The organism is Roseomonas sp. SRI_022, from assembly GCF_057586215.1.
On sequence record NZ_JBYCZL010000006.1, the window covers coordinates 140,084 to 159,901 of the forward strand.

Here is a 19,818-nt window from a genome sequence, read left to right on the forward strand (position 1 = left end):
GAACGACCCATGCAACGTCGCACCCTTCTTCTTCTCAGCGGCGCCGCCGTCGTCGCTGTCGGCGGCGCGCTGCTGCTGAACCCGAACGAAGTGCCGGCGCCCTCCCCGGGCGGCGCGGCGCTCGCCTTCCCTGGTCTCGCCCAGCGGCTCCAGGCGGCGGCGAAGATCGTCGCGACCCGCCATGACGGCACGCTTGAGGTCACGCGCCGTGGCGACACCTGGGTGCTGCCCGCCAAGGGTAGCTATCCGGTGCGGCAGGAGAAGGTGCGCGAATTGCTCACCGGCCTGACCGAGTTGCGCCTGATCGAACCGCGCACGGCGAATCCGGAGATGCTGGACCGGCTCGGCCTCGATGATCCGACCAAGGCGGGATCGACCGCGACGCTGCTGCGCGTCCTGGATGCGCAGGGCGCGGTGATCGCCGAACTCGTCATCGGCCGCCGCCGCGTCCGCACCCAGGGCAATGTGCCGGAAAGCGCCTTCGTGCGCCGCCCCGGCGACAATCAGGCCTGGCTCGCTGAAGGCCGCATCCCCGTCGATTCCGACCCGCAACTCTGGCTCGACCGCGACATCGCGAATATCCCGCGTGAGCGTGTCCGCCGCGTGGCGGTGAACCGCACCGGCCAGCCGCCGCTGGTGCTGACCCGCACCGGCGAACCCGACGGCAAGCTGCAGGTCACCGAACCCGCCGACGCGCCGCCGACCGATGAGACGAACCTCGACGAGGTCGGCCGCGCCTTCGAGTTCCTCACCTTCCTCGACGTAAAGCCCGAGGCCGAGATCCCAGGCGAGGCGCTGGGCGAAGGCCGCTTCGAACTGACCGACAACCTCGCCATCGTGGTGCGCCCGCGCAAGGACGGTGAGTCGATCTGGATCACGCTGGCCGCCGAGGGCGACGACGAGGCGACGCGCTTCAATGCCCGCTGGCGCGGCTGGGCCTATCAGGTCGGGCCGTGGAAGGAGAAATCCTTCGTCCCGCAGATCACGGACCTGCGCCGGCAGGAGGAGACGCCGACCCCGGCCGAAGCCCCGGGCGCCGAGGCGCCCGAGGGCGAGACGCCCGCTCGGCCGCAGTGACCGGCCGCGAATACCCCGACCGACCCTGGGTCGGTATCGGCTGCATAGTCTTTCGTGGCGAGCAGGTGCTGCTCGTGCGCCGCGGCAAGCCGCCGCGCATCGGCAGTTGGTCCCTGCCCGGCGGCGCGCAGCATGTCGGCGAGACCGCCGAGGAAGCCGCCCGGCGCGAGTTGCATGAGGAAGCCGGCGTCGAGGTCGGCCCCATGGCGCTCGCCATCGTCGTCGATGCCATCAGCCGCGATGACGATGGCCGTGCGCTGTACCACTACACGATCATCGACTTCGCAGCGGTTTGGATCGCCGGCGAGGCACGCGCCGGCGACGATGTCAGCGAGGTGGCCTGGGCCGCGCCGGAGGACTTCGCCGGCTACGACCTGACGCCAGCGACCCATCGCGCCATCGCCGCGGCGCGGGACGCGCTGTCCCGCGGCTGACCTTGGCCGACGGGGCGCCCCTTCCCCGCCGGGCGCAGTCGCGGCAGGCTCCGCCGCGTCAATCAATGAAGCCGGAGACTCCAGCCATGGCGACCATCCGATCCGTCCACCGCCGAGCCCTGCTCGGTGGCGCTGCCAGCGTCCTCGCCGCGCCGGGCCTCCTTCACGCCCAACCCATCGCCGGCGGCCGCCCGATGCGCGCCATCGTGCCCTTCCCGCCCGGCGGCGCGGTGGACATCACCAGCCGGCTCTTTGCCGAACGCCTCGGCCCCGTGCTCGGCCAGACCGTCGTGGTCGAGAACCGGGCCGGCGCCGGCGGGCTGATCGGGGCGGATGCCGTCGCCAAATCCGACAAGGATGGTGCGACCATCGGCCTGCTGAGCGCGACGACCTATTGCGCCGCGCAGTTCATGCATGCGCGCATGCCCTTCAACCCGCAGCGCGACCTGATGCCGATCACGCAGCTGACGGACGGCGCGCTGCTCTGCGTGGTGAATGCCGAAACGGCGCAGCGCAACGGATGGACTGACTTCCGCGCGCTGATCCAATGGTCCCGCGCCCATCCCGAGCAGCTCCGCATGGGCTCCTCGGGCTCGGGCACCTCGTCCCACCTGAACATCTCAGCGGTCAACCGCTTCGCCGACGCGAAGATCCTGCATGTGCCCTATCGCGGCGGCGGACCGGCCATCAACGACCTGGTGGCGGGCACCATCGACATGATGTTCGACGTCATGCCGGCGCTGATGCCGCATGTGGAGAGCGGCAAGTTCAAGGCGCTCGCCGTCTCCTCCGCCGACCCGATTCCGCTGCTGCCGAACCTGCCGGGCATGAAGGCGTTCGCCGATCTCGGCCTCGGCGATCATTCGCTGGTCAACTGGAACGTCGTCTCGGCGGCCGGCGGCACGCCCGCCCCGATCGTGCAACGGCTGTTCGAAGCGACCCAGGCCGTCGCCCGCCAGCCCGAATTCGTCGCGCGGCTGCGCCCGCTCGGCTATGGCATCGTGCTGAGCGACAGCCCGGCGGCGGCGGCGCAGTTGATCCGCGACGAGACGCCGCGCTGGCAGCGGCTGGTGGAGATCTCCGGCGCCCGCATCGAATAGCGCCCCGGGACCCGGCGCGGGGCCTCGCTTATCCCCGCCCGGGCCGCATCGCGCTGATCAGGAACAACATCAGGCCGATCGTGGCCGGGGCGCCCCAGGCCGGCATGCCGAGCACCGGCCCGAAGATCCCGTCCCAGGACCATTGGCCGATGACGCGCTGCACGAAGGTCTGGAAGTTCGTCAGCGCGCCGGGATTGACCCGCCCCAGCACGGCGCTGAGCGGCCAGCTCCATCCGAAGGACAGCCCCATCACCAGCGCCGCGGCGCCGAACAGCAATCCGATCAGCCGCAGGATCATCTCATGCCCAGAGTCGCTCGTTCTGGAGTCCCGTGTACAGCGAAGCGACGAAATCGCCATAGCCATTGAACAGCCGGGTCGGGATCCGTTCGCTGGTGCCGATCACCCGCTCGCTCGCCTGGCTCCAGCGGGGGTGGCTCACCTCGGGGTTCACATTGGCCCAGAAGCCGTATTCCTGCGCCTGGATACGTTCCCAGAAGGACACCGGGCGCCGGTCGGTCAGGGTGATGCGCGTGATGCTCTTGCCGGCCTTGAAGCCGTATTTCCACGGCTGGTGGAAGCGGATCGGCCCGCCATTCTGCGGCGGCAGCAGCTTCCCGTAGGCGCCGACGACCATGAAGGACAGTTCGTTGCCGGCCTCCTCGACGGTGCAGCCCTCGATATAGGGCCAGGGATACCAGGATTGGCGCAGCCCGCGCATGACCGCGGGCATCTGCGCCGTCTCGAACACCACATACTTCGCCGAGGCAAGCGGGCGCACCTGCGACAGCAGCGCCGAGAGCGGGAAGCCGGTCCAGGGCACCACCATTGACCAGGCCTCGACGCAGCGCAGGCGATAGACGCGCTCCTCGATCGGCATGGTCCGCAGCAGGTCCTCGATGCCGAATTCGCGCGGCGTCTCGACCATGCCCTCGACCTTCACGGTCCAGGGCCGCTGGGGCATGCGCTGGGCTTCGCGGCTGATGCTCTTGTCACTGCCGAACTCATAGAAATTGTTGAAGGTGGTGGCGTCGCGCTCGGCGGAAATGTCGCGCCCGGCCACGTAGCGCGTGTTGCGCATGGCCGGCGGCAGGCCATCCGCAGCCTGCGCGGCGAACGGCCCCGCCGCGGCGATCAGCCCGGCACTGAGCCCGAAGGCCTTGCGGCGGCCGAACACCAGGTGCTCGGGGCTCGCCGCGCTTTCAGGGATCTCCCAGCCACGCGGAATGCGGATCGGCATGTCTAACCCTCCGTGATGCCTCGGAGATCGGCCTTCCCGGCCCGAGGTCAAGCGTCGCGTCAGGACCCCGGCCTTGGCAAGAGCGCCGCCGGGGGCTGGCCCGTCGCCGTCGTGACCCGGTGGAGGCGATAGGCCTCCGCCTCGATGCCATGGCGGCTGCGGACCAGACGCCCCACCCCGTCCGGCAATGCCTGCGCATCCGGCCAGAGAGGGGGTCCTTCACCACGCCTTTCGCTGCGTAGCAGCAGGCCGGTTACGCCCGGTGCCGGGGTGGGCAGCGAAAAATATCGCCAGCGCGGATCCATTGCGATCACGACCCGACCGCGCGGCAGCCCGAAGGCAAGCACGGCGGCAAGGCCATACTCCTCCGCCGCCACGAACGCCGCACCCTCGCGCGCCATCGCCGCGTCCAGATCCGCCAGGAACCCGTCCCAGCCGCCGAGCCGCGCCAGCGTCGGATCGCTGCGCCGAGGCAACGGCAGCGGCGCGGCGACGGCCTGCAGGTAGACCCCGGCCGTCATCACGCCGCCGAGGATCAGCGCCGGTGTCCGCAGCCGCAGCCATCCCGGCGCGGCCAGCAGTGCAGCGGCGGCGATGGCGCCCGCCGGGTACAGGATCGCCGGCCAATTCCCCTGCACCCGGCTGCCCGTCGCCTGCCACAGGAAGATCGCAGCGCCGGGTATGGTCAGCGCGGCGATCAGCAGCGCCGCGCCGTCGCGCTCACGCCACCAGCGCGCGGCCGCTGCTGCCACCCCCGCGACGCACAGCACGAAGACCAGTGGCGTCGCGAGGCCGAGTTGCCCACCGATCAATTCGCCGAGGTAGCGGAGCGCCCGACCGGCCTCGACCGTGCCGGCCCGCCCGCCCTGCTTGGCGAAGGACGCCCAATCATGCCCGGCATTCCAGAGCAGCACCGGCGAGAAGACCGCGACCGCCAGCACCCCGCCCGCCCAAAGTTGCCAACGCAGGAACCACCGCCGCGCCGCGGGGTCCAGCAGCAGCCACAGCACGATGCCGAGGCCGAGCAGCGCCGCGGTGTATTTCGACAGCAGCGCCGCACCCGCGAAGGCGCCGACCGCCAGCCACCAGCGCCCGTCGCCGCTGCGGTGCAGCCGCGCCAGCGCCCAGACCGTGGCGGTCCAGAAGGCGATCAGCGGCGTGTCGGGCGTCATCGCCACCGCGCCGACGCCGGCCAGCAGCGTTGCGTTGAACAGCGCCGCCGCCCAGGGGCCCGCCTTGCGGCCGGGGAACAGATCCTCCGTCGCGCGCGCCAGCATCACCGAGCCGATCGCCAGGCACAGGGGCCCCATCAGCCGTACGCCGAGCGCCGTCTCCCCGGCCAGGAACGTCCCGGCGTGGATGAACAGCGCCACCATCGGCGGGTGGTCCAGGTAGCCGCCCTGCAGATCGCGGGACCAGACCCAGTAATAGGCCTCGTCCGGCGCCAACGGCAGGATGGCGCAGACGACCAGGCGCAGCAGCGTCAGCGCCGCCAGGGCGGCGAGCCAGCCCATCAGCGCGGCCGCCACACCAGGGTCGAGGAAACGGCGTAGTTCCACACCACCGTCAGCAGTGCCCCCGCCGCGCCGGCAAGCCCCCAGTTCAGCAGCCCGTCGCGCAGCAGCAGCCCGGCGATGCCGACATTGGCCGCCGCGCCGATGCCGCAGACGACGTAGAACAGCAGCAGCCCGCGTGGCAGCGCAGCCCCGCGCAGCCGCCGGTCGCGATAGGTGATGCGGTTGTTGAGCAGGAAATTCGCGGTCATGGCGACGAAGGTGGCGATCCACTGCGCCGGCCAGAAGCCGAGTGGCCCGATCCCGTGCAGCAGGCCGAGCACCAGCAGATGCACCAGCACGCCGATGCCGCCCACCAATGCGAAGGCCATGAAGCGCAGCGGCACGATCCCGCCCAGCGCCTTGTCCGCCAGCAGTCCGCCGAATTCCAGCAGCACGGCGGCGTCGAGCTTGCTCTCGCCGGCTTCCCGCGCGCGGAAGGTGTAGGGGATCTCGGCGACGCGCAGCGGCCGCCCGGCCGAGAGCAGGATGTCGAGCAGGATCTTGAATCCCGTCGCGGTCAGCTTCGGGGCGATGGTTTCGAACAGGTCGCGCGGCAGGGCAAAGAAGCCGCTCATCGGGTCAGCGACCTTCACCGGCAGGGCAGCATTGGCGAGTGCGGCGCCACCATCGGAAACCATGCGGCGGACCGGCGACAGGCCCTCACCCATCGCGCCGCCAACGACGTTGCGGCTGCCGATCACCACCTCGGCCTGGTCGCCCTCCAGCATCGCGAGCATCTGCGGCAGGATCGTTTCGTCATGCTGCAGGTCGCCGTCGATCACCGCGACATAGGGCGCCGCGCTGGACAGGATGCCCTCCACGCAGGCGGAGGCGAGGCCGCGCCGGCCGATGCGGCGGATGCAGCGGATGCGTGGATCGCGCGCGGCGATCGCCTTGGCGCGGGCGGCGGTGCCGTCCGGACTGTCGTCATCGACGAAGATCGCTTCCCAGGCGATGCCAGCGAGCGCCGCGTCCAGCCGCTCCACCATGGGGGCGACGTTGGCGGCCTCGTTGTAGCAGGGGATCACCACGGCGAGTCGTGGCGGGGCGGGCTCCGTCATGGCCGCTTCCTGCGCTGCCGGGCGCGGAAGGGCAAGGGTTGCGGGTCAGCCACCGGGCGCAACAGGAAGCCCTGGCCGAAGGCGACACCGAGGTCCTGTATCGTCGGCGCCGGCGCCTCGATCTTCGATGCGCGCGGCGATCTGAAGGGGGTCAACCGCGTCGCTGGAGTGGACCAAGGACAATGTTCCTGCTATGGTCACACCCGACATAGGGCGCAGTGCGCCCGCCGTACGGTAAAGCAATAAAGGGCTAAAAGCTTAAAATCCTAAAATCTTAAAATTCACGACTGGATGGGACGCCTGGGCCGCCCCATCCAGCCGATCCACCTACTTCACCACCGAGAAGGAGGTCGGGCGCAGCCCCATCACCGTCTGCTGCTTCAGCGCGCCGAGGCCCCCGACCATCTTGCCGAATTCCTGCCACTGCGGGTCGTTGGCCATGGCGGTGCGGCGGGCGTCGCGGTCGCCATAGCTCTCATACAGCCAGCAGAAAACCACCTGGTTGATCGGCCCGATCTCGGTCACCGCGAAGACCAGCAACTGGCCGAGCAGGCGCTGCTGCACCGGCAGGCCGACTTCCTCATAGGCCTTGATCCAGGCCGGCATCTTGCCGGGATGGAAGTCGTAGGTGCGGTGATCGACCACCATGCCGGTGCCGGCGATCTTGCGCTCGAACTTGAAGCCCTTGGCCGACTGGATCGGGGAGAAGGAGGTCGGCTTCAGGAACTTCACCTCCTGCGCCATCAGCGCGCCGGCCGAGGCCTTCTTGAACTCGTCCCACTGCGGATCCGCCTCGCGCGCGGCGATGCCGGCGTCGCGGGTGTCGATGTCATCCCAGCCGCGCATGAAGACGAAGCGGTTGATCGGCCCGACATCGGCCACGAAGGTGCCGAGCGAAGGCGCGCCGAGGGTGCGCTGGGAGGAGGGGAAGCCGAACTTGTCGAAGGCCCCGACCCATTGCGGCTGCTTGCCCGGATGGAAGGTGTACTGGCGGTGTTCGATGTACATGGCGTGTCCTCTGAATGGCGCGCGCCGCACCTTCGGGCGTGCCGAGCGGCTGCGCAAGGCGGGGCGCCCGTATGTCAGACTTCGCGTCATGTGGCGGCAGTCATCGACTGTGCCTCGCGCTCAAGGTGAAACCGGCGACCGTAGCTGCCCGGGGCGGTCAGCCGTCGGAAGCTCCGACGGCCATCGTCCCGTCGATCCTTTGCAACGCCCCAACAATCGCGTCGGCGGCTTCGGCCGGGGTGGTCGTCGCGGTGTCTATCCGGATGCTGGGCGGCGGCATGGCCTGCATGCAGGCAGCCATGGACGCCTGAAGGCCACGCAGGATCTCCGGGGATCGGAGCTTGCCGAACATCGCGCGGCTTGGATCGACGAGCCGGCGTTCCTGCTCGTCAGGCGCGATGTCCAGGGCGACATAGATGACCTTGCCGCCGGCCGCTTCCACCAGGCGCGACACGCGGTCCGGAAATGCTTCGGCGACTGTGGGTTCCGGGGCGAAGGTGAAGATCAGCGATTGCCCCGCTTCGGCGGCTGCCGAAAGCATGTCCAGCCAGAAGCGTTCGCGCAGTTCAGCAAAGGCTGTCGATCCAAAGGGAAACACGGCCGCCACAGCATCGACGACAAGATGATTGTGGAACACCGGCAAGCCGGTCCGCTCGGAGACCTGCCGCGCGATGGTGAGCTTTCCGGACGCCACGGGCCCATAGACAAAGATCAGACGCATGGCGCGGAACCCTATCCGCTCCGCGGCCGGCCTTCCACCGACCGCGGGCGGCCGCTGTTCACATGGGCAGGATCACGCCCTTGCCGTCGGTTTGCCGGTCGAACAACCGGTAGGCTTCCTCCGCCTGGTCGAGCCGCCAGCGATGGGTGAACAGCGCATCCACGTTCACGCCGCGATCGGCGATATAGCGCGCGCATTCCGCCTGCCCGACGGTCGAGAAGGTCCAGGACCCGATCAGCGTCACCTGCCGGCGCAGCATGTCGGGGCTGACATCGAGGGTGACCTCCCCGCCCTCCCCCACGAAGCAGGCCTTGCCCCAGGTGCGCACGCATTGCACCGCCTGGCGCCGCGCCAGCGGGTTCGACGACGCATCGAGCGAGGCATGCGCACCGAGCCCATGCGTCGCCTGCTTGATCGCGCCCAGCACGTCGTTGGTCTCGGCCGGGTTGATCAGCAAGTCGGCGCCGAAATCCTTCGCCCGCGCCAAGCGCTCGGGGGATGTGTCGAGTGCGATCACCCGCGCGCCCATCTTCGCCGCCAGCAGCGTGGCCGACAGCCCGACCGGCCCCTGCCCGAACACCACGAGGGTCTGGTCGCCCATCAGCCCCAACCGCTGCAAGGCCCCCCAGGCCGTGCCCGTGCCGCAGGAAATCGCCGCCCCCGTCTCGAAGGACAGTTCCTCGGGCAATTCGACCATGGTGCGCGCGGGGCCCTTCAGGTAGCGCGCATGAGCGCCATGGCCGGTCGCGCCATAGACCTCCTTCACGCCTTCGTCACACAACTGCATCCAGCCGGTGTTGCATTGCGGGCAGACGCCGCAGCCGCGGTAATGGTGCTGCATGGCGCGCATGCCGACCCAGGCCTGGTTCGGCGCCACGCCCTGCCCCACCGCGACGACCACGCCGCAGGGTTCATGCCCGGCGATGATGGGCCCCGAAGTCGCGCCCAGGCCAAGCGCCGCCGTCCGCCCCGGCCCGCCCGGCGCGCGATAGAATTTCAGGTCGGAACCGCACATGCCGGAGGCACGGATCTCCAGCACCACCTCGCCCGGCCCCGGCGTGGGATCGGGAAAATCCATCAGCTCAAGCTTGCGGTCACCGGTAAAGACGACACCCTTCATCGCGGCGCTTCCTCCTGCCTTGGCAACCAGCGAACCATCCCGCCCCCTCCGGGTCCATACGCAGACGTCGTTGCGTCGCAGCAAATCTGCGGTGGTGCCGAAGCGCGAATATGTTCTAGGTCAAGGCGCGACGGCGCGAGCCGTGGCATCCGGCGGCCGGAACTGGAGATACGCGATGACCCATGCCCCTCGCCCGACCGACCCCCTGCCCCGCGTCTGGGACCCGGACAGCCGCGTCGGCGACATGCTGAAGGGCAAGCGCGGCCTGGTGGTTGGCATCGCGAACGCGGATTCCATCGCCTATGGCTGCGCGGTGAAGCTGCGCGCCTTCGGCGCCGACCTCGCCGTTACGTATCTGAACGAGAAGGCGGACAAGCATGTCCGCCCACTGGCCGAGGCTCTGCAGGCAGCGATCATCGCCCCGCTCGACGTCCAGCAGCCCGGTCAGCTCGAAGCCCTGTTCGAACGCATCGGGAAGGAATGGGGCCGGCTCGACTTCCTGATCCACTCCATCGCCTTCGCCCCGCGCGCGGATCTGCATGGCCGCGTGGTGGATTGCTCGGCCGAGGGCTTCTCCCAGGCCATGCATGTGTCCTGCTGGTCCTTCCTGCGCATGGCAAAGCTTGCCGAGCCGCTGATGTCCGCAGGCGGCGTGCTGGTGACCATGTCCTACTACGGCGCGGACAAGGTGGTCGGGAACTACAACGTGATGGGGCCGGTGAAGGCCGCGCTCGAAGCCTCCGTCCGCTATGCGGCGGATGAGCTGGGGGAGAAAGGGATCCGCGTCTTCGCCGTCTCCCCCGGTCCGCTCAAGACCCGCGCCGCCTCCGGCATCGCGCAGTTCGACGAGCTGGTGCAGATGGCGCAGGAACGCGCGCCGCAGCATCGCCTGGTGGATATCGGTGAGGTCGGGCGCGTCGTCTCCTTCCTGGTGGGCGGTGCGTCCAGCGGCATGACCGGCGACACGATCTATGTCGATGCCGGCCTGCACAACGTGGCCTGACGACGATGCGCAAACCCCTCACGGCGGAACAGGCGGCCGAGCTCGTGCCGGATGGCGCGACGGTCATGATCGGCGGCTTCCTCGGCGTCGGTTCCCCAAAGCGCGTGATCGACGCGCTGGTGGCGCGCGGTGCCAAGGGCCTGACGGTGATCGGCAATGACACCGGCAGGCCCGACCTCGGCATCGGCAGGCTGGTCGTCGCGGGCTGCGTGGCGCGCGCCATCGTCAGCCATATCGGCACCAATCCCGTCACGCAGCAGAAGATGATCGCCGGCGAGATGCAGGTGGACCTCGTGCCGCAAGGCACGCTGGCCGAGCGCATCCGCGCCGGCGGCGCGGGGCTGGGCGGTTTCCTGACGCCGACTGGCGTCGGCACCTCGGTGGCCGAGGGCAAGCAGGTGCTGACCGTCGACGGTCGCGACTACCTTCTGGAAAAGCCGCTGCGCGCCGATATCGCGCTGCTGCACTGCTTCGAGGCCGACTACTACGCCAACCTGACCTACCGGCTGACGGCGCAGAACTTCAATCCGCTGATGGCGCTCGCCGCCGATACCGTGATCGCCGAGCCGGACGAGATCGTGCCGATCGGCGTCATCCCGCCCGACCATGTCCGCACACCCGGCATCCTGGTGACGCATCTGGTGGAAAGGCCGCACTGAGATGGACGCCAAGGAAATCATCGCCCGCCGGGTCGCGCAGGAACTGCGGGACCGCACACTGGTCAATCTGGGCATCGGGCTGCCGACCCTGGTCGCCAACCACGTCCCCAAGGGCATGCTCGTCGCCTTCCAGAGCGAGAACGGCATCATCGGCTTTGGCGCCCGTCCGCCCGAGGGCATGGAGGACCCGAACCTCACCGATGCGGGGGGCGGCTTCATTTCCGCCATCCCCGGCGCCTTCGCCTTCGACAGCGCGACCTCCTTCGCGCTGATCCGTGGCGGGCATCTCGCCATGACGGTGCTGGGCGGGCTCGAGGTGGATGCGAAGGGCCGGCTCGCCAACTGGATGGTGCCGGGGAAGATGGTCGCCGGCATGGGTGGCGCGATGGACCTGGTGGCCGGGGCGCGCCGTGTCGTCGTCGCCATGCAGCACGCCGCCAAGGGTGCCGCGAAGATCGTGCCGGAACTGACGCTGCCCCCGACCTCCTCCCGTCCCGTCAGCCTGGTGGTGACGGACCTCGCGGTGATCGAGCCGACGCCCGACGGCCTCGTGCTGCGCGAACGCGCGCCGGGGGTGACGGTCGATGCTATCCTCGCGGTCACCACGGCTCCCCTGATCCTTCCCGACAGCATCCCGGAGATGACCCTGTGAGCTTCAGCGCCCCCGCCGCGATCGGCCGGTCCTGGGACGAGATCGCGGTCGGCGAGACGGCGCGCGTCACGCGCGTCTGCACGCCGAATGACCTCATCGTCTTCGCCCATGCCTCAGGCAATTTGAACCCGGTCCACCTGCCCGGGGAATCCGAGCAGGAACTCGGCCGCGCGCCGGTCGCGCCGGCGATGTGGTGCGGCTCCCTGTTCTCGGCGGTGCTGGGCAACAAGCTGCCGGGACCGGGCACGGTCTATCGCGCGCAGGATTTCACCTTCCACGGCCCGGTGCATGCCGGCGAGGTCGTGACAGCGATCGTGAAGGTCGAGGAGAAGGTCGCCGGCGGCACCCTTCGCCTGTCCTGCCGGCTGGAGAAGGAGGACGGCACGCTGGTCGTGGACGGCACCGCGCTGGTCAGGCCGCCGCCGACCCGCATCGTCACCGACGGCATCGTCATTCCGGAGATCTCGCTCGCCCCACGGGGCAAGTTCTCCCGCCTGCTGGCCGCCTGCCGCAACCTGCCGGCCATGCCGACCGCGATCGCCGCACCAACTGACGAGGCTTCCCTCGGCGGTGCGTGGGAAGCCACGAAGGAGGGCCTGATCGAGCCGATCCTGGTCGGCCCCGAGGCGAAGATCCGCGCCGAGGCGAAGAAGCTCGGCTGGGACCTCACCGGCGTGCGGATCGAGGACGTGGCCGACGCGCATGACGCACCCGCCCGCGCCGTCTGTCTGGTGCATGAAGGCAAGGCCGAGGCGGTGATGAAGGGCAACATCCATTCGGACGAGGTGCTGCGCCACGTCACCAAATCCGATGGCGGCCTGCGGGCGGGGCGGCGGATAAGCCATGCCTTCGTGCTCGACATCCCCGGCCATGACGGGCTGATGGTCATCTCCGACGCCGCCATCAACATCCTGCCGGACCTGATGACCAAGGCGGATATCGTGCAGAACGCGATCGACCTCGCGCGCGCGATCGGCATGGAGGAACCGCGCGTCGGCGTGCTCTCGGCGGTGGAGACGATCAACCCCGCCATCCCGTCCACGGTCGATGCCGCGGCCCTCGCCAAGATGGCCGATCGCGGCCAGATCAAGGGCGGGCTGGTGGATGGTCCGCTCGCCATGGACAACGCCGTCGACCTCGAGGCGGCGCGCACCAAGGGCATCCATTCGACGGTCGCCGGTCGCGCCGATGTACTGATCGCCCCGAACCTCGAGGCCGGCAACATGATGGCGAAGCAGCTGGTCTTCCTCTCGCAGGCCGATACCGGCGGCATCGTGCTCGGCGCGCGGGTGCCGGTGATGCTGACCAGCCGCGCGGATGACGAGCACGCCCGCCTGGTGTCCGCCGCCCTGGCCGTGCTGTACGGCTACTGGCGCCGCTCCGGCGTGTCGCGGTTGAAGGAGCTTGTCCAGTGAGCGGCGGCGAGGCGGTCCTCGTCCTCAATGCCGGCTCCTCCTCCATCAAGTTCGAGTTGTTCGAGGTGGTGGATGGGGAGGCGGAGCCGCGCCTCGACGGCCAGATGGAGGGCATCGGCGCTTCGCCGCACCTGATCGCGCGCGACACGCAGCGCAAGGTGCTGGCCGATCGCCGCTGGGCCGGGCCCGACGTCGCCGACCATGCCGCCGCGCTGGAAGTGATCATGGGCGGGCTGGAACGCGTCATCGAAGGGCGCCGCATCATCGCGGTCGGCCATCGCGTCGTGCATGGCGGGCCGGACCATGCGGAACCAGTCCTGGTCGATGACGCCGTGATGGCACGGCTGCGGGACCTGCAGGCCCTCGCCCCGTTGCACCAGCCGCACAACCTCGCGGGGATCGCGGCAGCGACTCGGCGCCTGCCCGGCGTTCCGCAGATCGCCTGCTTCGACACCGCCTTCCACCGCACCCATGCGTGGGAGGCCGACACCTTCGCCCTGCCGCCGGAATTCTACGATCGCGGCATCCGGCGGTACGGCTTCCACGGCCTGTCATACGAATACATCGCGGGCCTGCTGGCAGAGGAAGAACCGGCGCTCGCCGCGGGGCGCGTCGTCGTCGCGCATCTCGGCAACGGGTCGTCGCTCTGCGCGATGCAGGGCGGGCGCAGCGTGGACAGCACCATGGGCTTCACCGCGTTGGACGGCGTGCCGATGGGCACCCGCAGCGGGCAGATCGACCCCGGCGTGCTGCTGCACCTGCTGACGGCCGAAGGCATGGACGCCGCCGCAATCCAGAAGCTGCTCTACGGCAATTGCGGGCTGAAGGGCATGTCGGGCATCAGCCAGGATGTGCGTGACCTGGAAGCCAGTGACGACCCCCGCGCCGCCGGGGCGCTGTCCTATTTCGCCTGGCGCGTGCGGCGGGAGGTCGGCGCGCTGGCGGCCGCCCTCGGCGGCCTCGACGCCCTGGTCTTCACCGCCGGTATCGGGGAGAACGCCCGCAGCCTGCGCGCGCGGATCTGCGAGGGGCTCGGCTTCCTTGGCATCGCGATCGACCCCGCCCGAAATGCGGCCAATGAGCGGGAGATCTCGCCCCCCGGCGCGCGCACCCGCGTGCTGGTTCGTTCCACGGATGAGGAAGCGATGATCGCCCGCCACGCCCTGGTTTTGTTGCGCCGCAGCAAAAGCACTTGAACCGGGGCCTCCGGGGGATCACAAGGGGCGGACAAGGGGAACGCAAACATGCCGAAGACCGCCGCCCTGCCGACCAGGGAAGTCCTGGAGAAGGCCAGCGAGACCGCGACCCGCGTGCTCGATCAGGTGCGCGACATGACCGATGTGGTCAGCCGCCACACCGCGGCGCTGATGCCGGCGATGCAGCCGGAACAGGCCATGGCCGGTCTGCGTGAGGCGGCCGCGGCCTTCAACCGTACCCCCGCGGCCTTGCTGCAGGACGCGCAGGCCTATGCGACCGATGCCGCCCAGCGCCTCGTGATGTTCTGGGACGTGATGCGCGAGGCCGGCAACAACTTCGTGGAGCATGAGAAGGCGGGCTGCCCGCCCGTGCTGTTCTTCGACCACGAAACGGTGGTCGACGGCCGCAGCCTGACCCGGCCGGTGAACTACGCGCTGGTGCGCATCACGCCGCCGGAAGGCTATCCGAAGCCTGACCCCAAGCTGCGTCCCTTCGTCATCATCGACCCGCGCGCCGGCCACGGTGCCGGCATCGGCGGCTTCAAGTCCGACAGCCAGGTCGGCGTCGCGCTGCGCCGCGGCCACCCAGTCTATTTTGTCATCTTCTACCGTGAGCCGGAGAAGGGGCAGACGATCCTCGACGTGACGGCGGCGGAGGCCGCCTTTCTCTCCCGCATCGCCGCCGACCATCCCGCCGCCCCGAAGCCCGTCGTGATCGGCAATTGCCAGGGTGGCTGGGCGTCGATGATGCTTGGCGCCGCGGCACCCGACGCGGTGGGCGCGCTGGTGCTGAACGGTGCGCCGCTGTCCTATTGGGCGGGTGAGAAGGGGCGCAACCCGATGCGCTACCTCGGCGGCCTTGCCGGTGGCGGCTGGCCGGCCTCGCTGATGGCCGACCTCGGCAACGGCAAGTTCGACGGCGCCTCGCTGGTCTCCAACTTCGAGAGCCTGTCCCCGGGCAACACTTGGTTTCGCAAGTATTTCGACCTCTATGCGAAGGTCGATACGGAGGCGGACCGCTTCCTCGAATTCGAGCGCTGGTGGGGCGGCTACTTCCTGATGACGCGCGACGAGATCCGCTGGATCGTCGACAACCTGTTCATCGGCAACCGCTTCTCGACCGGGCAGATCGCCTCGGGCGGCGGCGAGACCTTCAATATGCGCGAGGTGAAGGCGCCGGTCATCGTCTTCGCCTCGTCGGGTGACAACATCACCCCGGTCGGCCAGGCGCTGCGCTGGATCGCCGACGTGTATCGCGACGAGCAGGAGATCAAGTCGCTCGGCCAGACCATCGTCTACCTGCTGCACGACCAGATCGGCCATCTCGGCATCTTCGTCTCCGGCGCGATCGCCAAGAAGGAGCACACCGAGATCGCCACCACGCTCGAGATGATCGAGGCGGTGGCTCCGGGCCTCTATGAGATGAAGATCACCGGCCATGACGGGACCGGCAGCAATGAGGAATGGCAGGTCGAACTGGTCGAGCGGAAGATCGCCGATATCCGCGCGATCTCCGGCGAGGTCGGCAACGAGGCCTTCCCAGCCGTCGCCAAGATCTCGGAGATGAACCAGAACCTCTATGACGTGCTGGTCTCCCCGGTGGTGCGGCAATTCGCCAATGAATCCTCGGCCGAGGCGCGCCGGCAGGCGAGCCCGATGCGCATGCGCCGCTACCTGTTCAGCGACATGAACCCATGGATGATGCCGGTGCGCGCCATGGCGAGCCTCGCCCGGCAGCACCGGACGCCGGCCGAGAAGGGCAACCCCTTCCTCGCGGCCGAGAAGGCCTGGGCCGACGGCGTGGAGCGCGGCATCGACGCGTGGCGTGACATGCGCGACGCCTGGAGCGAGATCGCCTTCCACGCCATCTTCGGCGGCCTCGCGGCCGCTGGCGTCACCGGCGACGAAAGCGCCGAGGAAGCCGAGGCGGCGCGGAGGTCGATCTCGGTGGAACCGGCGCAACTCAACGAGGCGCGCAGCCGCGTCGAGGCCGGCGGCTACGCCGAGGCCGTGATCCGCATGATGATCCTGCTCGCCGATGCGCGTGGCGGCGTGCGGCGCTCCCGCCTCGCCCGGTCGAACACGCTGCTGACCACCGAACCACCCTTCGCGGGGATGAGCCCGGCCGCGCGCCAGGCGATGATCCGCGAACAGACGGTGATCGTGACGCTGCTGCGGGAGGAAGCGTTGGCCGCGGTGCCGACGCTCCTGGCCTCGGCGGCGGAACGGCGCAAGGCGCTCTCCGCCGTGGAGCATGTCGCGGGGCCGGATGACGAGCTCGGCGACAAGGCGCGGGAGATGCTTGGTCGGCTGCGCGGGGTGCTCGGCCTCGGGCCCAAGCCGGCGGCTGCCTGACGGCATCACCCGAAACCTGCAAACGCTGTCTCCCAAGACGGACGAATCGCGGTCTAGGATGCCGGCCCACTTCCGACGGTAGCCATGGCCGCTGCGGCGGAGACGAGCATCGAGGTCCTGGACCTGGCCCTGCGGGCGGGTTTCTCGCGCGCGGCCCTGCGACGGGCCGAACACTGGATGCTGGCGCGGCGTGACGGGGTGCCGGATGTGCCGGCAGCCGTGGCGCTGGCGCTGGCGGCTGCGGTCGGCGCCGCGCCGGCCCCCTCGCCTGTCATGCGCACAGCGCTCGCCATCGCCGAGGCGGTGGAACGTCACGGCGCGGACTTCGCACCCGGAACGGAGCCCGCCTATCACGACCGCCACCATCAGGCGGAGGCGGCGATCGCCATGGGATGGCTCGCCGGGGCCGCCCGGCGGTTCGGGCTGTTCACGCCACATCAGGCAGCGCTCGCCGTGGCGGCGATGACGGCGCATGACCTGCTGCATGACGGGCAGGTCTATGCGGAGCGCGGGGTGCTGGAACGCCGCTCCGCCGACGCGGCCGCCGCGATCGCGTCAGCAGAGGGCTTGGCGCCCGAAGATATCGCGACGCTGCGGCGCATCGTGCTCGCCACCACCTGGCCGTGGGAGGATGATGAAGCGCCCGACCTCGCCGGCAGGCTGGCGCGCGAGGCGGACCTGTTCGGCAGCAGCCTGCCGGTGCTCGGGCCGCGGCTGAGCCGTCTCCTGGCGCGTGAACTGGCCGCGGCCGGGCAACCCTCGGCCGAGGGCGTGGCAACACATGCCGCCCGCGTCGGGTTGCTGCAACTGATGCCGCCAGCGACGCTACCGGCAGAGGCGCTCGGCCTCGACGCGCTGCGGGGAGCGCAGCTTTCTGCCTATGCTGGGGTCGCGCGGCGGCTCAGGCTGCCGGGGGCGACGATGGAGGATGCGGCGGCGGCACTCGACGCCATGGACCCCGGCGATGCCGACGCTTTGCTGGCCTGGGCAGGCAGCGACGCATGAGGGCGCGGTCGCGCGGTACTTCCCTGCTCGTCCTGCTACTGGCCGTGGTGTCGATCAGCGCCGCGCTGCTGCTGGCCGCGCTGGCGCTGAGCACCGGCGTGCCGACGACCGCGGTTGCACTGGCAGGCGTGGGGCTGCTGGCGGGTGTGGCCGGCGCCGGGTTCGTCGCGCTGCGCGTCACCGCGGCACTGCGCGCGCTGGGCCGGGAGGCGGAGTCGATCCGGCGTCTCGACCTCGCGGACTCCGTCATCACGCAGGGCGGCGCAGCGGAGGTGACCGCGCTCGGTGAGGCGATGGGCGGGATGAAATCCGCCCTGCGCCTGTTCAGCGTCTATGTGCCGCGTGACCTGGTGCGCAAGCTGATGGCCGAGGGCGCGGAGGTGAAGCTCGGCGGGGAACGCCGGCGGCTGACGGTGATGTTCTCCGACGTGCAGGGCTTCACCACCATCGCCGAGCGCATGGACCCGGAGGAGCTGATGTCCATCACCTCCACCTACTTCCAGGCGCTGACCGACGACCTGCTGGAGCACCAGGCGACCATCGACAAGTATATCGGCGACGCCGTGATGGCGATCTGGAATGCGCCGAAGCGCGACCTCGCACATGCGCTGCATGGCTGCCGCGCCGCGCTGCACGCCCGCCATTTGACCCTGCGGCTGGAGGAGGAATTCGCCGCGCGCGGCTGGCCGCGACTGCATACGCGCTTCGGTGTGCACAGTGGCGAGGCGGTGGTCGGCAATGTCGGTTCGACCGACCGCATGGCCTATACGGCGATCGGGTCGATGGTGAACCTCGCCTCGCGGCTCGAGGGGATGAACAAGATGTACGGGACGCAGATCCTGGTTTCGGAATCGACGCGCATCGGTGCAGGCAGCGGCTTCGTGTTCCGCCCGGTGGACCTGGTGCTGGCCAAGGGCTCGCAAGATCCGTTGGAGGTGCATGAGCTGGTCGGGCTGTCCGTCGCGTCCGATCCGAAGGAGGCGCCGCTGCTCGCGGATCGCGCGCTGGTTGCGCGTCTGCCGGCCTGGGGCGAGGCGATCCGCGCCTTCCGCGCCGGGCAGTTCGACCGCGCAAGGGAAGCACTGCGCGAGGCTGGCGACCCGGCGAGGGACCCGCTGGTCGCGGCCTATGCCGAGCGCATCGCGCGGCACCCGCATGGTCCACCGGCGGATTGGTCGCCGGTCACGCGGCTCGACAGCAAATGAGCAACCGCAAGCGCATCAAGCTGGCGCTGCAGGGCGGCGGGTCACATGGCGCCTTCACCTGGGGTGTGCTGGACCGGCTGCTGGCCGACGACCGGATCGAGGTCGAGGCCGTGGTCGGCACCAGCGCCGGGGCGATGAACGCTGCGGTGCTGACCGATGGGCTGATCACCGGCGGGCCGGCGGAAGCGCGGCGGCGGCTTGATGTCTTCTGGGAAGGTGTGGGCGAGATCGCGCGGATGTCGCCGATCCAGCCGACGCCGTTCGACCAGATGTTCAGCGCGGGGAACATGGATTTCTCGCCGTTGTGGCGCTTCGCCGACATCCTGATGCGGCAGTTCTCACCCTATGAGCTGAACCCGGCCAATGCGAACCCGTTGCGCGAGCATCTCGAGGCCGTGGTGGATTTCACACGCCTGCGTGGCGCGCCGGGCCCTGCCCTGTTCGTCTGCGCGACGAATGTGCTGACTGGAAGGCTCCGCGTCTTCGAGCGTGCGGAGATGAGTGCGGCGGCGGTGCTCGCTTCCGCCTGCGTGCCGCTGCTGCATCACACCGTGGAGGTGGAAGGCCAGCACTACTGGGATGGCGGGTATTGCGGCAACCCGCCGATCTTCCCGCTGATCTATATGGGCGGCGCGCCGGATATCCTGATCGTGCAGTTGAACCCGATCAACATCCCCGAGGTGCCGCGCGACATCCGCGCCATCGTGGATCGGATGAACACCCTGGCCTTCAATTCCTCCCTGATGCGCGAGATGCGGATGATCCGCTTCGTGACGGACCTGATCGACAAGGGCGACCTGCCGAAGGATCGCTACATGCGCTGCTTCATCCATACCGTCGATGCGGAGGAGGAACTCGCTGCCTTCAATGCGAGTTCCAAGATGAATGCGAGCATGGGCTTCCTGCATCACCTGCGCGCACTGGGCGTGGCGCGGGCGGAAGCATTCCTCGACGCGCATTTCGACGCGATCGGGGAGAGGTCCTCGACCGACGTCGTCGCGAAGTTTCTGTAG

Annotated in this window: 19 protein-coding genes; 12 read left to right on the top strand and 7 right to left on the bottom strand. The window is 69.5% G+C overall.

The window, feature by feature from the left end:
- Positions 1-9 precede the first annotated feature (9 nt).
- From AC2YHJ_RS07885 to AC2YHJ_RS07895, 3 genes are all read left to right on the top strand, one after another.
- On the top strand, positions 10-1,077 hold the full coding sequence (locus AC2YHJ_RS07885; RefSeq protein WP_487395164.1) for a DUF4340 domain-containing protein: 1,068 nt from the start codon (positions 10-12) through the stop codon (positions 1,075-1,077).
- Positions 1,074-1,511, top strand: a complete 438-nt coding sequence (locus tag AC2YHJ_RS07890) for an NUDIX hydrolase (RefSeq protein WP_487395166.1) — start codon at positions 1,074-1,076, stop codon at positions 1,509-1,511. The genes AC2YHJ_RS07885 and AC2YHJ_RS07890 overlap by 4 nt, the downstream gene beginning before the upstream one ends.
- A gap of 86 nt (positions 1,512-1,597) precedes the next feature.
- Positions 1,598-2,611 carry a Bug family tripartite tricarboxylate transporter substrate binding protein gene (locus AC2YHJ_RS07895; protein ID WP_487395167.1) on the top strand — a complete coding sequence of 338 codons (1,014 nt, stop codon included), beginning with the start codon at positions 1,598-1,600 and terminating at the stop codon, positions 2,609-2,611.
- A 28-nt stretch (positions 2,612-2,639) separates the two neighbouring features.
- Here AC2YHJ_RS07895 and AC2YHJ_RS07900 read toward each other — a convergent pair whose 3' ends face one another.
- The 7 genes from AC2YHJ_RS07900 to AC2YHJ_RS07930 all read right to left on the bottom strand — a co-directional run bounded on the left by AC2YHJ_RS07900 (position 2,640) and on the right by AC2YHJ_RS07930 (position 9,315).
- Entirely contained in the window at positions 2,640-2,909 is a 270-nt protein-coding gene (locus tag AC2YHJ_RS07900) for a hypothetical protein (RefSeq protein WP_487395168.1), read from the bottom strand.
- A 1-nt stretch (position 2,910) separates the two neighbouring features.
- A complete protein-coding gene (gene msrP, locus AC2YHJ_RS07905) occupies positions 2,911-3,849 on the bottom strand; it encodes a protein-methionine-sulfoxide reductase catalytic subunit MsrP (protein ID WP_487395169.1) in 939 nt (312 codons plus the stop codon).
- A gap of 59 nt (positions 3,850-3,908) precedes the next feature.
- Positions 3,909-5,408 carry a glycosyltransferase family 39 protein gene (locus AC2YHJ_RS07910; protein WP_487395170.1) on the bottom strand — a complete coding sequence of 500 codons (1,500 nt, stop codon included), beginning with the start codon at positions 5,406-5,408 and terminating at the stop codon, positions 3,909-3,911.
- Complete coding sequence (locus AC2YHJ_RS07915; RefSeq protein WP_487395171.1) at positions 5,363-6,466, bottom strand: glycosyltransferase; 1,104 nt, start codon at positions 6,464-6,466, stop codon at positions 5,363-5,365. The genes AC2YHJ_RS07910 and AC2YHJ_RS07915 overlap by 46 nt, the downstream gene beginning before the upstream one ends.
- A gap of 327 nt (positions 6,467-6,793) precedes the next feature.
- Positions 6,794-7,474: an NIPSNAP family protein gene (locus tag AC2YHJ_RS07920; RefSeq protein ID WP_487395173.1), complete on the bottom strand. Its 681-nt coding sequence runs from the start codon at positions 7,472-7,474 to the stop codon at positions 6,794-6,796.
- A gap of 157 nt (positions 7,475-7,631) precedes the next feature.
- On the bottom strand, positions 7,632-8,195 hold the full coding sequence (locus tag AC2YHJ_RS07925; protein WP_487395175.1) for a P-loop nucleotide/nucleoside kinase family protein: 564 nt from the start codon (positions 8,193-8,195) through the stop codon (positions 7,632-7,634).
- A gap of 58 nt (positions 8,196-8,253) precedes the next feature.
- Positions 8,254-9,315, bottom strand: a complete 1,062-nt coding sequence (locus tag AC2YHJ_RS07930; protein WP_487395177.1) for a zinc-dependent alcohol dehydrogenase family protein — start codon at positions 9,313-9,315, stop codon at positions 8,254-8,256.
- 175 nt (positions 9,316-9,490) lie between these two features.
- On the opposite strand from AC2YHJ_RS07930, the gene fabI reads away from it, so the two are divergent.
- The 9 genes from fabI (at position 9,491) to AC2YHJ_RS07975 (ending at position 19,818) form a co-directional block, all read left to right on the top strand.
- Positions 9,491-10,318 (top strand): enoyl-ACP reductase FabI, encoded by an 828-nt coding sequence (gene fabI, locus AC2YHJ_RS07935; RefSeq protein WP_487395179.1) that lies wholly within the window; start codon positions 9,491-9,493, stop codon positions 10,316-10,318.
- 5 nt (positions 10,319-10,323) lie between these two features.
- Positions 10,324-10,977 (top strand): 3-oxoacid CoA-transferase subunit A, encoded by a 654-nt coding sequence (locus AC2YHJ_RS07940; RefSeq protein ID WP_487395180.1) that lies wholly within the window; start codon positions 10,324-10,326, stop codon positions 10,975-10,977.
- 1 nt (position 10,978) lies between these two features.
- Entirely contained in the window at positions 10,979-11,629 is a 651-nt protein-coding gene (locus tag AC2YHJ_RS07945; RefSeq protein WP_487395181.1) for a 3-oxoacid CoA-transferase subunit B, read from the top strand.
- Positions 11,626-13,044: a bifunctional enoyl-CoA hydratase/phosphate acetyltransferase gene (locus tag AC2YHJ_RS07950; protein ID WP_487395182.1), complete on the top strand. Its 1,419-nt coding sequence runs from the start codon at positions 11,626-11,628 to the stop codon at positions 13,042-13,044. Before AC2YHJ_RS07945 ends, AC2YHJ_RS07950 begins: the two co-directional genes overlap by 4 nt.
- On the top strand, positions 13,041-14,240 hold the full coding sequence (locus AC2YHJ_RS07955) for an acetate/propionate family kinase (RefSeq protein ID WP_487395184.1): 1,200 nt from the start codon (positions 13,041-13,043) through the stop codon (positions 14,238-14,240). Before AC2YHJ_RS07950 ends, AC2YHJ_RS07955 begins: the two co-directional genes overlap by 4 nt.
- Before the next feature lie 48 nt (positions 14,241-14,288).
- Positions 14,289-16,595 (top strand): DUF3141 domain-containing protein, encoded by a 2,307-nt coding sequence (locus tag AC2YHJ_RS07960; RefSeq protein ID WP_487395186.1) that lies wholly within the window; start codon positions 14,289-14,291, stop codon positions 16,593-16,595.
- An 84-nt stretch (positions 16,596-16,679) separates the two neighbouring features.
- Positions 16,680-17,600 carry a hypothetical protein gene (locus AC2YHJ_RS07965; protein ID WP_487395187.1) on the top strand — a complete coding sequence of 307 codons (921 nt, stop codon included), beginning with the start codon at positions 16,680-16,682 and terminating at the stop codon, positions 17,598-17,600.
- On the top strand, positions 17,597-18,805 hold the full coding sequence (locus AC2YHJ_RS07970) for an adenylate/guanylate cyclase domain-containing protein (RefSeq protein WP_487395188.1): 1,209 nt from the start codon (positions 17,597-17,599) through the stop codon (positions 18,803-18,805). Before AC2YHJ_RS07965 ends, AC2YHJ_RS07970 begins: the two co-directional genes overlap by 4 nt.
- Entirely contained in the window at positions 18,802-19,818 is a 1,017-nt protein-coding gene (locus AC2YHJ_RS07975; protein ID WP_487395189.1) for a patatin-like phospholipase family protein, read from the top strand. Before AC2YHJ_RS07970 ends, AC2YHJ_RS07975 begins: the two co-directional genes overlap by 4 nt.